Origin of the sequence: Neobacillus sedimentimangrovi, from assembly GCF_010614825.1 — a bacterium.
Lineage (GTDB): Bacteria > Bacillota > Bacilli > Bacillales > Cytobacillaceae > Neobacillus > Neobacillus thermocopriae.
This window is the reverse complement of sequence record NZ_JAAFZF010000060.1, coordinates 1-14,555: the sequence shown is the minus strand read 5'-3', so window position 1 is coordinate 14,555 and position 14,555 is coordinate 1. Positions and strand designations below refer to the sequence as shown.

At 36.0% G+C, this 14,555-nt stretch carries 17 protein-coding genes; 5 read left to right on the top strand and 12 right to left on the bottom strand.

From position 1 onward, the window contains the following. A partial coding sequence (locus tag GZA11_RS14785; RefSeq protein WP_163184289.1) for an IS3 family transposase occupies window positions 1-222 on the top strand: 222 nt, incomplete at its 5' end. A gap of 306 nt (window positions 223-528) precedes the next feature. On the opposite strand, the gene GZA11_RS14780 is transcribed toward GZA11_RS14785, so the two are convergent. The 6 genes from GZA11_RS14780 to GZA11_RS14760 all read right to left on the bottom strand — a co-directional run bounded on the left by GZA11_RS14780 (window position 529) and on the right by GZA11_RS14760 (window position 4,938). Beyond that, entirely contained in the window at window positions 529-933 is a 405-nt protein-coding gene (locus GZA11_RS14780; protein WP_163184288.1) for a hypothetical protein, read from the bottom strand. Between the two features lie 85 nt (window positions 934-1,018). Next, entirely contained in the window at window positions 1,019-1,153 is a 135-nt protein-coding gene (locus tag GZA11_RS16930; RefSeq protein ID WP_268926778.1) for a hypothetical protein, read from the bottom strand. Window positions 1,154-1,164: 11 nt separating this feature from the next. Continuing rightward, on the bottom strand, window positions 1,165-2,385 hold the full coding sequence (locus GZA11_RS14775; RefSeq protein ID WP_235925067.1) for a helix-turn-helix domain-containing protein: 1,221 nt from the start codon (window positions 2,383-2,385) through the stop codon (window positions 1,165-1,167). A gap of 234 nt (window positions 2,386-2,619) precedes the next feature. Beyond that, a complete protein-coding gene (locus GZA11_RS14770) occupies window positions 2,620-3,558 on the bottom strand; it encodes a magnesium transporter CorA family protein (protein ID WP_038536963.1) in 939 nt (312 codons plus the stop codon). A 272-nt stretch (window positions 3,559-3,830) separates the two neighbouring features. After that, window positions 3,831-4,727, bottom strand: coding sequence for a cation diffusion facilitator family transporter (locus tag GZA11_RS14765; RefSeq protein ID WP_163184286.1), 897 nt, complete (start codon window positions 4,725-4,727; stop codon window positions 3,831-3,833). 73 nt (window positions 4,728-4,800) lie between these two features. Then, window positions 4,801-4,938 carry a hypothetical protein gene (locus GZA11_RS14760; protein ID WP_158332800.1) on the bottom strand — a complete coding sequence of 46 codons (138 nt, stop codon included), beginning with the start codon at window positions 4,936-4,938 and terminating at the stop codon, window positions 4,801-4,803. A gap of 78 nt (window positions 4,939-5,016) precedes the next feature. Here GZA11_RS14760 and GZA11_RS14755 point away from each other — a divergent pair, with 78 nt between their 5' ends. After that, entirely contained in the window at window positions 5,017-5,232 is a 216-nt protein-coding gene (locus GZA11_RS14755; RefSeq protein ID WP_038536968.1) for a YozQ family protein, read from the top strand. A 43-nt stretch (window positions 5,233-5,275) separates the two neighbouring features. On the opposite strand, the gene GZA11_RS14750 is transcribed toward GZA11_RS14755, so the two are convergent. Further along, window positions 5,276-6,031 (bottom strand): TraR/DksA C4-type zinc finger protein, encoded by a 756-nt coding sequence (locus GZA11_RS14750; protein ID WP_163184285.1) that lies wholly within the window; start codon window positions 6,029-6,031, stop codon window positions 5,276-5,278. 224 nt (window positions 6,032-6,255) lie between these two features. Between GZA11_RS14750 and GZA11_RS14745 the strand changes: the two genes are divergently transcribed. Continuing rightward, a complete protein-coding gene (locus GZA11_RS14745) occupies window positions 6,256-6,417 on the top strand; it encodes a hypothetical protein (protein WP_163184284.1) in 162 nt (53 codons plus the stop codon). Between the two features lie 52 nt (window positions 6,418-6,469). Next, the gene (locus tag GZA11_RS14740) at window positions 6,470-7,834 is read left to right on the top strand and encodes an amino acid permease (protein ID WP_163184283.1); all 1,365 of its coding nucleotides are present in this window, start codon (window positions 6,470-6,472) and stop codon (window positions 7,832-7,834) included. A 273-nt stretch (window positions 7,835-8,107) separates the two neighbouring features. Here the strand turns inward: GZA11_RS14740 and GZA11_RS14735 are convergent, their stop codons facing one another. The 4 genes from GZA11_RS14735 to GZA11_RS14720 form a co-directional block, all read right to left on the bottom strand. Continuing rightward, a complete protein-coding gene (locus GZA11_RS14735) occupies window positions 8,108-8,737 on the bottom strand; it encodes a LysE family transporter (RefSeq protein ID WP_163184282.1) in 630 nt (209 codons plus the stop codon). Window positions 8,738-8,837: 100 nt separating this feature from the next. Further along, window positions 8,838-9,857 (bottom strand): glycosyltransferase family 2 protein, encoded by a 1,020-nt coding sequence (locus GZA11_RS14730; protein ID WP_163184281.1) that lies wholly within the window; start codon window positions 9,855-9,857, stop codon window positions 8,838-8,840. Between the two features lie 20 nt (window positions 9,858-9,877). Beyond that, the gene (locus GZA11_RS14725) at window positions 9,878-11,551 is read right to left on the bottom strand and encodes a DUF6044 family protein (protein WP_163184280.1); all 1,674 of its coding nucleotides are present in this window, start codon (window positions 11,549-11,551) and stop codon (window positions 9,878-9,880) included. Window positions 11,552-12,050: 499 nt separating this feature from the next. Then, a complete protein-coding gene (locus GZA11_RS14720; protein WP_163184279.1) occupies window positions 12,051-12,452 on the bottom strand; it encodes a YugN-like family protein in 402 nt (133 codons plus the stop codon). Between the two features lie 706 nt (window positions 12,453-13,158). Between GZA11_RS14720 and GZA11_RS14715 the strand changes: the two genes are divergently transcribed. Beyond that, window positions 13,159-13,641 carry a DUF2975 domain-containing protein gene (locus GZA11_RS14715; protein WP_163184278.1) on the top strand — a complete coding sequence of 161 codons (483 nt, stop codon included), beginning with the start codon at window positions 13,159-13,161 and terminating at the stop codon, window positions 13,639-13,641. A 146-nt stretch (window positions 13,642-13,787) separates the two neighbouring features. On the opposite strand, the gene GZA11_RS14710 is transcribed toward GZA11_RS14715, so the two are convergent. Next, the coding region (locus GZA11_RS14710) for a group II intron maturase-specific domain-containing protein (protein WP_268926777.1) at window positions 13,788-14,555 on the bottom strand (768 nt) is incomplete at its 5' end.

Sequence of the window (14,555 nt, the reverse complement as noted above, 5' to 3'; positions counted from 1 at the left end):
TTAACCCATAGTATGTCGCGAGTAGGAAGATGTATTGATAACGGACCAATGGAATCGTTTTGGGGAACCCTTAAAAGTGAGAAATATTACTTACATAAGTATGAGACATTTGAGGAATTATCAAAAGATATTGATCATTACATTTACTTTTATAATAATGAAAGATTTCAAGAAAAGCTAAACGGCCTTAGCCCTGTTGAATACAGGGCTAAAGCCGCTTGAATCATTTTTTATTATTTCCACTGTCTACTTGACAGGGGGCAGTTCACTTATTTGCTACCGGTGCTTTTTCATTTCACTAATAATGGTGTCATTCGCTTGGAGAACTTGCCCTATGCTTATTCAAAAATATATTTCTCTTAAATAAACAAAAACTCCCTGATAATTAAAATTTACGAGAAATGACATGTTCTCCAGTATTAACTCAACGAGAAAGGACAGCTAACCATCAAGATTAAGGCTGTCCTTCTTTGATCTGATTGAACAATATAACTGTATGCACTCTATTTTCATTTCATTTATTAAATTTTAATAATCATCCATTGAAGCCCATGCATTACAACCATTTTTGCTTCCATCTCCATTACAATGAAGCTTTACAAGATAATAGCCAGAAGCCGGTACCGTGTAATCAAATCCTGTATAGTTTGTTCCCATTGGAACCCATACCGATTTAAGTGCATCATAATGTAGGGCATCTGGCCATTTCAGTCCTAAATCCAGTGTGAATCCACGAACACTTGAATCATAGCTTTCATAGTTAACTCTGATTTTTTGGCCAGCATTGTACCATCTTAATTCAGTAACATCAGAATACTCATCAGGTGTCAAACGTACTTGAGTTGGAGTATTTGCATAAGCCTTAGTGATACTTAAGGAAAAGGCTAGTGCACATGTGATTACCAAGATAGAAATGTAACGTTTAAGTTTCATTATGAATCTCTCCCCTTTTAATAGTTTGATAGTGATACAGGTTCTAGAATTGTTAATATATTATCAGGGGGGAAGTTAGCTAAAATCAAATTGGTGGTAGAATCGGATGATCAACTTTAGATGTTTTTTCTACGACTACATTAATATCATTTGCGCCATTCACTGGAGAAGAAAAAACGAGTAATGAAAGTGAAAACAATACAATCGCAAGTTTTTTCATTTGAATACCTCCTACGTTATTTTATTTAAATATTTTACTGCTTCCAGATACATTCCTTGTTCGGTATAGTAATCTGAAAGCATTTTGTAAAAGCGAGTTAAATCATTTTTGTGTTCATTTGTTTCTTCTAAATGAGGAATGACCTTTGATACTAAATATTTAAAGGCTCGATCTGGTGAATGCATATGAATTAGATAAAATTCTGCCAATAAGCGGTACTTCTTATTCCCCAATTCTTTTGCCAAACTACTTACTACATTAAAGCACTCTTTTGCCTTTTCTGCTTCACCAAGGGAATATTGAATTTCCCCAATTGCATATAAAGTTACTAAATAATGTGGATTATTGATCGGCTGTAATGCTAAACTTCTTTCATAGTAACTTAATGCTTTCTTTGGATTATATTTCTTATTTTGAAGGAAACCCATATTATGATAAATTTGTGGAAGTAACTTTTCTTGCTTTAATAACTCGGCATTTCTAATTAAATGGCGAAAACACTCTTCTGCTTCCTCGTATATATTTGAGTGTGTGTAATTAATTCCCAAAAGCATGAGTGAATGAAGGATACGAAAAAAATTATGCTCGTTCATAAACAACTGAAGGGCCAATTTTCCAAAATGAATGGCATGACCTGATTGCTCAAGTGCAGCTTTTACATGTGCTCGATGATAAAAATATTCTGCTTTCGTTTTTTCTGTACTTGGCTCAATATCTAAAGCATCAAACAACTCATCTGCCGCTTTAAATTTCCCCTTCATCATTAAAAATATCGCATTAAAGTAATTATATAAATACTCCTCATGTTGGGAAAAATTTATCCGCTGCTTAAATAACAGTTCCTTTTGTTTTGCTGCTTCGGCTAAATATCCTTTAAATAATAAATATCTATATTTATAGAGTTCATACTTGTAAATATGTTTGGAAAAAGGAATAATATGTTCAATTTCTTGCAATTTACGATACGTCTCATCTACTTTATCAATAAGATAATAATTAATTTTTTCTTCCAAATCTCCGAGTAAATCTTGAATAAAGCTCTCTTTTTCTTCCATTTCCTCCACATTGACATTTAGTCGTTTGAGCAGCAAGGAAATCGTTTCTTTATTAGCTTCTTTTGAGTTATTTTCTATTTTACTTAGATGTGGGACCGAACAAATCCCTTTAGCAAGCTCCGCTTGTGTAATACCTCTTTGGGTTCGGTAATATTTTATCAATGCACCATATTCCATTTCGATCACCAGGCTTGCCTTTCTTTTTTTTATTATTTTACAATAAATGGCGCCTGTCTTACAGAATTTTATCGAATTATTTATATTTATTAAAAATATATAAATTAAATTCTTTATTAGTTTTGTAAGTCAAGTAGAATAGGTTGGGAAAATTTCTCAATTTATTTTAATAATCTATTTTTCTTAAATACATTTTTTACCAAAATAAAAACCAGCTTATGAAAAGCTGGTAATCTAGAAATATTTCTTTTTCCAAAATATATAAGCTGTTAAACTGGCTAAACACGCTGAAATGATAAGTGGTATAGCAAAGGCCATATTTGTGTGTTGAAACGGGAGTTCCACATTCATTCCGTAGAAACTGGCAACCATCGTCGGCAATGCGAGGATAATGGTGATTGATGTTAAAAACTTCATAACTATGTTTAAGTTATTGGAAATAATCGAAGCAAAGGCATTCATCATTCCGGTTAAGATCGAATGATAAGTTTCCGCCATTTCAATTGCCTGTGTGATTTCAATAATCACATCTTCCAATAAATCCTTATCTTCTTCATACATTTTTAAATAGCTAAAACGAAGAATTTTATCAAGAACGACTTTGTTTGATTTAAGGGAGGTTGTAAAATAAACCAAACTCTTTTCCAAGGCCAGAAAAGCATACAATTCCTTATTTTTCAATGACTGATGGACAACCCGTTCAATTTCGTTCGTTTTCTTATTAATTTGCTTTAAATAGCGTAGATAATAGGAAGAAATCACGAATAAAAGCTGAAGGGCAAAGCGTGTTTTTTTAAACGTATAAAATTCCTTCACCCTGTTTTTCCGAAATTCTTCAATAATTGGGGAATCCTTTAAGGAAACTGTAATAATATGATCATTGGTTAAAATAATTCCAATTGGGATTGTTTCATAAACAGCAAGGCCCGATTCGTCGTGTACAATGTATGGGAAATCAACGATGATGTACACTTGACCGTCATCCCGCTCAATTCTTGGACGCTCTTCATCATCGAGCGCGTCCTTAATGATATCAATATCCACTTGAGCATCATTAGATACTCTAGCGATTTCTTCAGGCGTTGGGGCAGACATATTTACCCAACAACCTTTTGTAATGACATCCACTTTTTCTAAAACCCTAGCATCGGTGCTTTTGTAGATCTCCAACATGTTAAGAACCTCCTCACTCATTTTGTTTGAGGAAGCCAACTACCTTCATTCAGAGCTGATATTCTTGCCGAAACCATTTCCACCCATTCAAAGATTATATTGACTTCCCCTCGCCTGCTTGGGTCCGGGTCTATGGAATAACTCAAAAATATCAACTCCTCTCATCATTAGTCATTTTCTATTGAAACCAGGCTGTATAATACTTCTCCAGCCTTTTTCCCCTTCCTATCATAAACCCAAATGACCGAAAGTACAAATGAGATTTTTGTCTATTACTCATTTTCCGGAAAATATGGGTTTAAGTGAATCAATACTTCTTCAATATTATCGTATTCATCCATTAATTTCCCTTTAATGGCTTTGGCAAGATCATGACCTTCTTTAATGGTTTTAAAATGGTCAATGGAAATCCTTAAATCAACTAAAACATAATGTCCATGTTCTCTAGCCCTAATACGGTCTAATCGCCTTACCTCAGGAAATTCATTGATAATAGTAATATATTCCTGTAATGTCTCATGGTTAATATTCCGTTCAAGTAATATATCAAAGGCTTCTGTTAGCATTTCTTTGGCAATTTTAAAAATTAGATAGGCAACAAAAATACTCGCAACTTTATCACCGTATAACAAGAAACCAATATCAAACCGCTCCCCAGCTAGTGACAATAACACTCCGATAGCGGCTGCCAGGGAAGCAGCAATATCAGCTTTATGATCAAAAGCAATAGCCTCAATTGCCTTACTGTTATGCTGTTTTGCAACTCGCAATGAGCTTCGATATAAAATGACTTTAGAAATATAAGAGAATAAAGCAACCCACATGGTTAGCAAGGTAGGCGATTCAAATGGATGAAAGAATCCAACAATTCCTTCATAAATCACATAAATGCTTACCAAAAACAGCAAAATCCCTACAACACCAGATACAATGACCTCTGCCTTCCCATGTCCATACGGATGCTCTTTATCAGCAGGTTTATTGGCAATTTTAATCACAGATAAGACAATAACCGATGCGACCACATCTGCCGCTGAGTGGATTCCATCAGCAAATACGGCATCACTATTCCCGTACCAGCCAATGATCATTTTTCCTAAAGTAAGAATGATATTACTGACAACACTAATCCAGGCAATTTTTTTAGCCAGCGATTCTCTTGCTCCCATTATGACCCCTCCCTAAAGAAGCATTGCACGCCAAGGATAGGTGCGCTTAAATTTTTTATGAAAAAGACCTCTTTTACTCTTTATTCCCTTCTTTTTCTTCTTTCATTATTTCCATTACTTCTAAAACAGAGATTCGGTTAATTTGATCATGAAGATAGTGAAAAGCTTGGTCCAATTCCTCTCTTGTAGGAAAATCTTTTCTTTTATTCATTTAAGGAAACTCCTTTCATGGATGAAAATTAATAAAAATAGAGAAAATACTCATGTATTTACGACAAAGGAGTGATACATGTTGGAAAAAAAAGATCGAAAAAAAGCCACCGAGGTAGCAGGAAGCTTTTTTCACCCTAGTTACTATCATAACAGTAACCCGCTTGCATCAGGAATTGCTACGACTCATGAGCAAGTAAGTGACGTATATGCAGAAGGTGAAATTGGTGCCGTCGTCGAACAAGAGAATGGAAAAGAAGAACAAATTCCACGAGAAGACAATAAAACAGAATAAAATCAGAGAAAACAGCTCTCATCATGAAAGCTGTTTTCTGCTTTTATCTATCATCTTCCACATATGGATCATGTTCAAAAGCAGGTAAATCCCCGAAACTTGTCATGATACCTTCTTCATCTAAAGCATTTTCATATTGTTCATGCTGTGGTGTTGGATAAACGGTAATATTTTTTCCATATATATCATTGCCAACAAAGTTTTCAAAGTCCTCTACATAACCTTCATTTTCTTCCGCCTCATTGGATACATCATTATAATGTTCTTTTGTAAATGCGAAATCCGATGGAGTTTCAGATGTGCCCCATTGGGAGACAACCTGCCAGGCATCTTCTGCATCAAAAGCAACATTCTCATCCTTTTCATCCATATCAAATTTTCCAAAAGGAGGCATTAAAACGCCTTCCTCTACTGGACGATTATGTGATGTCATCTGATCCGGACTATGCTCAATACAATAGGTCGTATTTGGCAATGCTTCCAGCCTTTCGACTGGAATATCCTTGCCACATACCTCGCATTTTCCATAGGTTCCATTTTCCATCGATTGTAAAGCCTTATTAATATTCCCTAGCTGTATTTTATAGCGTTCTAACAAGGCGTTATCCTTCTCGCGTTCATATAAGTCAGTACCTTCATCAGCTGGATGGTTATCATAACTGGACAATTCCCCCATTGATTCGTGGTAATGGCCACGTTCAAAACCAAAATGGTCATTTTGATTCAAATTCTCTTCCAATTCTTCTTTTTCTTTTAACAATCGTAAGCGTAAATTGGCAAGCTGTTCCGTCGATAGCATTTTGAATAATCCCCCTTTTTCAAGAAAAACACTAATACATGTTTTTTAATAATTGAATGGGCATGAAAACATTAGAAGTTCCTTTTTATTTTCATTGAATTTGCTGCTGATTATGTAAGAAAAAATGAATTCCATCAAAAACCTTTTCGAAACAAATAGTATAAGAAAGCGGCCAAGGTGTATCTTAAATAATAAATTAAAACAAAAGAAATGAGGCAATCCACGTGGTCAATGAAAATTTTAATAAATTTAGACAAGTTTTAAGCAAACATAAAACAGAATATTTAGGTACGGACCAAAAACAAAAACCGGGCCTAAATGATGAACAGTATAATAATCAAAGCATTACGGATCAATCACCTGGGTCGACAGGTAGAAAAATATAAAAAAGGTTGAGGAAATCGCCTCAACCTTTTTATTCGAAAGAGGAGTAGTTTTATGGGTCAATCAAAGTCTAAGGCGAAGGAAAATAATATGAAATGGTGGCAGCTATCCTTGTTCGGGGTAGGGTGTACGATTGGAACTGGATTTTTTCTAGGCTCTAGTCTGGCAATTCGGATGACCGGTCCTTCTATTTTAATCGCCTACTTCATAGCTGCTGTTGGCACTTATTTTGTGTTTGATGCACTTGCAAAAATGACAGCAAATGAACCGCTTCAAGGTGGCTTCCGTTCCTATGCTAAAAAAGCATACGGGAGATGGGCTGGCTTTAGCAGTGGATGGGGGTACTGGACGTCTGAAGTATTAATTATGGGCAGTCAAATGACTGCATTAGCTATTTTTTCTCAGTTTTGGTTTCCAAAAGTTCCGCTTTGGCTATTCGCCACTGGCTATGCAATCCTGGGCTTAACAGTCATTTTAATTGGGGTGGGCATATTAAATAAATTAGAAAATATTCTGGCTGTCATCAAAGTGTCAGCCATTCTCATGTTCATTATCATCTCATTCTTAGCCATTTTCGGAGTCTTGGATGGGGACCAGCCAATCCAGTATCCCAATAAAATGAAAGATATTTTCCCCGGTGGAATTATCGGATTATGGTCTGCAGTAATTTTTGCCTATTACGCTTTTGGTGGCATTGAAATTCTCGGCTTGATGGCAACCAAACTAAAAAATCCTAAGGAAGCGCCAAAGGCTGGAAGAGTAATGCTGTTCTCCTTAATGGTTATTTATGCAATCTCCATTGGGTTAGCGGTAATCATGGTTGCCTGGAGCAAATTTAATGCAAAAGAAAGTCCATTTGTCATTGCCTTGGATGCCTATCACCTTGCATTTATCCCGCATGTTTTTAATGCCACACTCATTATTGCGGGTTTTTCTACAATGACTGCTTCACTCTACGGAGTCACTACCATACTTGTCACCTTAGCTGAAGAAGGAGATGCCCCTGCCAGCTTCGCCAAAAAAAATAAACTAAAGGTGTCGCTTCCTACGCTAATCGTTACCATGCTGGGCATCGCTGCGTCGGTTATCTCTGCCTTGATAATGCCGAATCGGATTTACGAGTATATAACAACAGCTGCAAGTTTAATGCTTATGTATAATTGGATGTTCATTCTTGTCTCGCCAAGGAAGTTGCTAAAAATTAAGGCAATGGCGAAAATCAAATATTCCATAGGCTTTCTACTTATTCTCATTGCAGTCAGTGGTACCCTGTTCCAAGATTCTAGCCGAATCGGATTTTTCATCAGCCTCGGCTTTGTTGCGATCATTGGGATTATTACCTTAATCATGAACTTAAAATGGAACAAAAGCAAAAGCAAAAACAAAAAACGAGTATTAAAACCATGGCCAACAGCATAGAAAAGCGAAAGCGCCCTGGTCAGCGTCGTATGACCTCCTCCCAAAAGCTAGCGCTTTCGGTCGTGCTATGTTTATGCTGCCGTCGCCTTCCTTGTGGTGGTCTCCGACTGAGATAAAGGAACCACGAAGAGCCAAAGGCGATTCGATGTTGACTTATCGTAAGGAGTAAAGCGAAGGTGTATCGCCACTATGCGGCTGGAGCTAGACATTTTTTAAAGAAACAAAAATAAGTTCTACTCTCATAAAAAAGCCGGCATTCATCTGCCGGCTTTTTTATGTAGTAAATATTACCTTAAAGGCCTGAATACCAAAATAAATACCAAATCCCATTAATGATACACCTGAAAGAAGAGAAATCATCACTAATAGCCGTGAGGTTAAAAATTTTCTGAAACTGCTAGCCACACTAGCCATCGTGATATCCCACATAATTAATCCAATAAAAATCGCACTACTATAAAGAATCAACTGGCTTGTTTCATAAGTTGCTGCTGTTTTAGCAAGAACCGAACCATAAATGCCTAGCCAAAATAATATCGTTAACGGATTAGAGATGGACATGAAAAATCCAGTAAAAAACGATTTTGTCAATGGATCTCTTCCCCTTGTATGATTCAAATGAACTTTCCCTGCATTCTTAATCGTTTCCATGCCAATATAAAGAAGGACAAAGAATCCAAACAACCAGAGAAAGATTTGCATAAATGATGTCTCAAGAAACCTGACAACTCCTATGTAAACTATAAACATATAAATCCCATCTGCAATCACGGCTCCCACACCAATTAGCCATGAGTGCATAAATCCATTCCTTATTCCTTGATCTATTTGCGCTGCGTTGATAGGGCCAATGGGAGCCGCTAGCGAAATCCCTAATAAAATATAGCTTAAAAATACGTTCATTCACACCCCTCCAAAAAAGCCTGTCTACCCATTATTATTCAAAAAGAAAGGGTTGTACGACTAAAAAAATAAAGAGGCTAAAACAGCCTCTTCCAAATGATTATTGATTTGACTCAGAAATTCTCCCCAAATCCTCTTCCACTGGATCCAAGAGGCGTCTAGGAACTCCTAAATTAAAAGTATCGATATCTACAATGTATTTAGGACGTTGTTTCGTTTCTTTATAAATCTTCCCAATATATTCACCGATTAAGCCTATCGCTATTAATTGTAGTCCACCGATCAGCCATATGGATGTAATCAGTGAGGTCCACCCTGTTTGGGTATGGCCTAAAAATTTTAGCGTCAAAAAATAACTTCCAAACATCAGGCTCATTAAAAAGGAAATAAAACCAATTAATAATACAAAGCGAATCGGAGAAACCGAAAATGAGGTAATCCCATCAAAGGCAAAGGCCAGCATTTTTTTTAGAGGATATTTTGTCTCACCGGCCTTCCGCTCCAATCTGTCATAATAAACAATGTCCGTTTTAAAGCCAATAAGAGGCACAATTCCTCGCAAGAATAAATTTACTTCTTTAAATCGCTGCAGCTCATTTAGTGCCCGTTTGCTCATCAGGCGGAAATCAGCATGATTATAGACAAGATCGACCCCTAATTTTTTCATCATTTTATAGAAGCCCTGTGCCGTACTTCTTTTAAAAAAGCTATCCGTTTCTCGGCTTTTCCTCACGCCATACACAATGTCACAACCTTGGCGAAACTTCAAAACAAACTCCCGAATGACTGAAATATCATCTTGAAGATCGGCGTCAATTGAAACAACACAATCGGAAAGGTCCTTTGCTGAAATTAAGCCAGCAAGAAGGGCATTTTGGTGCCCGACATTTCGTGACAGTTTAAGCCCCTTGACCATTGAATTTTTTAATCCTTCTTTATAAATCAGTTCCCATGTACCATCCTTACTTCCATCATCCACGAATAGAAGCTTGCTTTGCTTAGAAACGAGCGCTTCATCCATTAGCTCCTTAAGCAGCCTTTGTAAAACAGACATAGTCTCCGGCAAAACTTCTTCTTCGTTATAGCATGGCACAACAATAGTAAGGACTGGCTCTGTCATCTGCTATATCCCTCCGATGTCTAAAAAGTTTTGTATAAGTAAATTTTCCAAGCAGAATTTTTTGATTCAAAAACTCGTTCTAGTGATAACTGATTTTGTTCAGCATTATCGATTGGCAATGCAGAAAATATATAGCGTCCACCCATTTCTTTAAAAACGTTTGTATTTAATTCCAAGTTTTTTAGATGCCGTTTGGAATCTTTTTTGATCATATATTTCTTTCCAAGCTGAGCAGTGAAAATATAGCAACGTCCACCCCATTTATCAAAATATTTTTTGATGGTTTTATTTTTTTCCAATTCCTTTTCAATTATTTTCCGAAATTGATGTTTATAACTTAAAGGATAGAAATTATTATAGGTATCAAGCGTATAAAAGCCGTTATATTGGGCAATGGCGGGATGGATTCCGATACTCGCTACCCTGTAATCTTCCTGAGGCAAGGCAACATACTCCTTAATCTCTTGGAATAAATCCTCTGCATAAAACTCCTTAACAGTCGGTTTATCCCTATAAATGATTTCATCATTAAATCCGCATAACAAAATGATCTGCATAATCGCCAGCCCCTTGGCAATCCGAGACCAGCTGAATCCTTGAAGTGAAATGATTTTTAATGCTAGTGCAAAACTGGCATAAATCACAAGTGGCCTTAAAAAATGGTAGCGGGCAAAATTAAAGGTATCCATGAAATGAAATTTTTTTGTTAATGGAAGCCATCCTTCATAAAACCAAAAGGCATACCAAAGCGATAAAATAAAATTCAATCCAAATAGAAAAACAAATATTTTCTCCTGCTTCCAAAGTTTTTTGGAAATAACCAAATACATCGCAATTAATGTGGCAGGAAGAATGACAAACGTATGAACAGTCATCACGTGGGTATGTCCAAACACATAGTTTTTAAATGTCAGCCGGATTACACGCCAAAGCGGCAGCTCCGCATGAAAATATTCATCCCTACTGTTTGGCTCTTCTTTAAAAAGAAAGGAATAAACAAGCCGGTATTCTACTAGTAAAAAAACAAAAGTCATATAAATAATCGATAGGAGAAAGGGGAAATTCCATCGTTTTTTTCGAATAACATCTGTTAACCAAAAAATCCCCATGGCACTTAAGAAAAAGAAAAAACCTAACACAATACTCGCATAAAAAGGGAGAAGAGTCAGAACAACATAGTCTTTAATGGATCCTTCCCCATTTCTAATATTGAGAAAAGCCCAAAGTGCGAGTGGCATTCCTAAAGTACTCAACATTCCTGATGGCCAAAATGGAGTCAATGCAAAAGCAAGTGAGGCCATAATATTGATAATGACCCATTTTTCACCTGGCAATAAATGTTTTTTTAACAGCAAGTACATCCCAAAAAAGGCAACAAACCTTGTTAATGCTTGACTTAATCCATAAGCAATCATGGTAGGGAAAAAATAATGAAGCCAGACAATGATACTAAATTCTGTTCCAAAGGCGTTTCGAGACAACATTCCATTAATAATTTGTGGGATAACCCCTTGAACCCCACCGAACATTTCTCCGCTTCTTGCCAATACTCTATACCAAGCAATGTTAGAATCCAAATTGTCATGGACCCGAATATGGGCATTCTCTTGTAATATAAATAAAGGGGAAAGATAAAGTGCCAGAATGAGCATGGCAAATAGGATACACCTTTGTTCTGTTTTTATTTCCTTCATCAATTTTCCACACCTCAAGTTTCTTTTCACCAATGGTTCATTTTTCCTTTAAATTTTGCATTAAAAAAGAAAATTATTCCTATAAGTAGGAAATGGCCAGTAATTGTTTTTATTTTCAGAGGAAATGTAAAGCTATTTTTTGGAGATGAAAAAATTTTTTAAAAATGAGGAATGACACATTATTAAAGTTAAAATCTTACATGTACTGTAAACAATGTCCATTGGACCAATCAAAGAATTATAAGTTCTAATACTTGTTAGATGCATTGAACAAAAGAACAAAGTTGACCATGAGCAATGAAAGACATTTCCAGTTTCACACTAACCGAAAATGTCTTTTATTCACTCGATGATCGCCCTTCTAGTTTCGAATCAATCTTTAATACATCATTTTTTTAATGCTTGGCATTAATGTACTCATATGAGTCTAGTGGCAAAAAATTTTTTTACTAATAGTTATTTAACTAACCTCGATTATAAAAGGGAACAAATGGAATTATTATAACAGAAGATCTTCCAATTCTTGTACAAGGGTCTTCCCAACATCAATATATTGGTTTGGGAAATTTGCATCTTTGTCGGTAGGTTCTTGAAATTGATTGAATGTCCCGGAAAAAACACCAGATTGCCCTTGCTCATCTATATTTTCTTCATACTCATGAGACAAGAGAAAAGGCCGGCCCAACTCCACCGTGCAGCCACGGGCATCCAACTGGCCATCAATGGCTTTAAAGGGGAGCCTAAGGTATTGATACCCAGAATCTTCACTTATTTTATAATCAAATGCACCATGGTCATAATCCCAATTCCCACCGATTGAATAACCGATTGGCTTTAATTTTTGTTCCAACTTGTACAAATCAAACTGTAGACCTTCCACCTTGGATGGTATTTCAATCATATTTGTAACCCCCTTTTTTCATCATGGAATTAGTTTTTCCAATAATCATAAAATCAATCAAAAGCCATGGTATCACACCATTTTCTTATAAAAAAAGCAGGTCGATTTAGTTTTAACGGGTTCTCTTTTGGGAGAGAAAAACAAAAAAATAGTTATTAAAATGACAGACCGATTAGCATTAAATGGTCTGTCATTTTTTATTGATATAAAAGGCTTTTTATTTGATATCACAATAAAAATAACAAAAAATTAACATTAACATTGGACAATAACTATCGTATTTGCTGATTATAGTGCTATTTTTATGGCGATAACAGATGTTTAATACTATGTGATTCATTATAGAGTGATTGACAATGGAATTTATCAAATCGAGAGAAAAGTACCTAAAAAATAGTGTATCGACCTTCTCCGCCAGCCGTAGAAACAGTATAGACAGGAGTATCCATTTTCATTCTCTGTGGTGAAGCGCTGATTATTGCGCTTCATGGATGGCTAACGGGGCAGTTTTGTTGAACAAATTGTAAATTTAACATTTTAAAGTAAGAGCATTTCTTTGTAATGAGAAATGCTTTTTATTTTTGTTAAAATTAATAGGATATTTAAATAACAATAATAATATAATAAAAAACAATATTAATTTATTGTAAAACAATAAATTTAAATGTTAAAATCTCATTGTCATTAAATAAGTGAGGTGTTTTAAATGAATGTTAACCTAGGTTCTGCCGCTTTCTTAAAGGTCATTATTTTTCTGGTTGGAATTGCAGTGCTTGCCGTGTGTATATTTTTGTTGCCTGAAGCAGCAAGAAGAGATGTTATAGAGCGCCCGGATGATTATTCGCTATATCCACTTTTGGTATGTGCTTATGGAATATGTATTACGTTTTCTGTGGCGTTGTATCAAGTATTTAAACTTTTAACCTATATCGAAAAGAACAATGCTTTCTCTGAGTTATCTCTTCAATCTTTAAAGGTAATAAAAAAATGCACTTTTACTGTCATTTTCTTCATTTTGTTAGCAATAGTTTATTTAAGGGTGCGTGCTCAATTCACAGGTGATGATGCAGCAGGTCCAATATCTCTAGGTCTAATGGGCATCTTGGCAACAAGTATCATAGCAGCCATTGTGGATGTGCTTCAAAAACCTATAAAGAATGTCTTGAATTCACAACCAAAAAAAAATTAACATTTTGAAATATACGAGAGGCGTTTTTTTATGAAGATATCAACCACAATATTGTTTAACATAGCCTATTCAATCGAGTAGGAGGGGGTGACTAACCCCCGACCTCTCACACCACCGTACGTACCGTTCGGTATACGGCGGTTCTATTAAGATTGACGATGAAATTCATAACGATCATATAGACTTTTCAACCCTCGTTGGCTCCAGTAGGTGTTCTCGAGGGTTTTGTGTAGAATTGGGCTGCAGGCAATTCTACAATATTTCTTTCTAGAGTTGCCCCATTCATGTGCTTTGTAGTCAGGCACACCTAAACCAATTAGTTTCCTCACTCTCGTTCTAGGATTTTTCCACTGTTTCCACTTGCACATTCTCAGCCTTCTTCTTATCCATTTATCTAATTCTTTGAATTTGCTTTGGGTATCGGCTAAAACGAAGTATCCGCACCATCCTATTAGATATCGGTTTAACCTTTCAATCCTTACTTCCATTGGAAGAGGTTTTGACCGAGAGGTAATCTCTCGAATCTTCATTTTAAAGCGCTTCATACTTTGCTGATCAATTCGTACCTTCGGTTCTTTATTAATGGTAAAGCTGAAACCAAGAAATCTCCGTTTCCATGGTCGGTCAACTGCTGACTTGTCCCTATTTACCTTCAACTTTAGTTTCTGCTCAATGAACGCCGTAATGGATTCCATTACACGTTCCCCTGCTTTTCGTAACTTTACATAGATGTTGCAGTCGTCCGCATAACGAACAAACTTATGTCCTCTTGCTTCTAATTCTTTATCCAATTTGTCAAGGATGATGTTTGAAAGCAGGGGACTGAGAGGTCCTCCTTGCGGAGTTCCTTCCTCCGTTGATTGTATGACCCCATTAAACATTACACCTGATTGGAGGTATTTCCGGATTAGTTT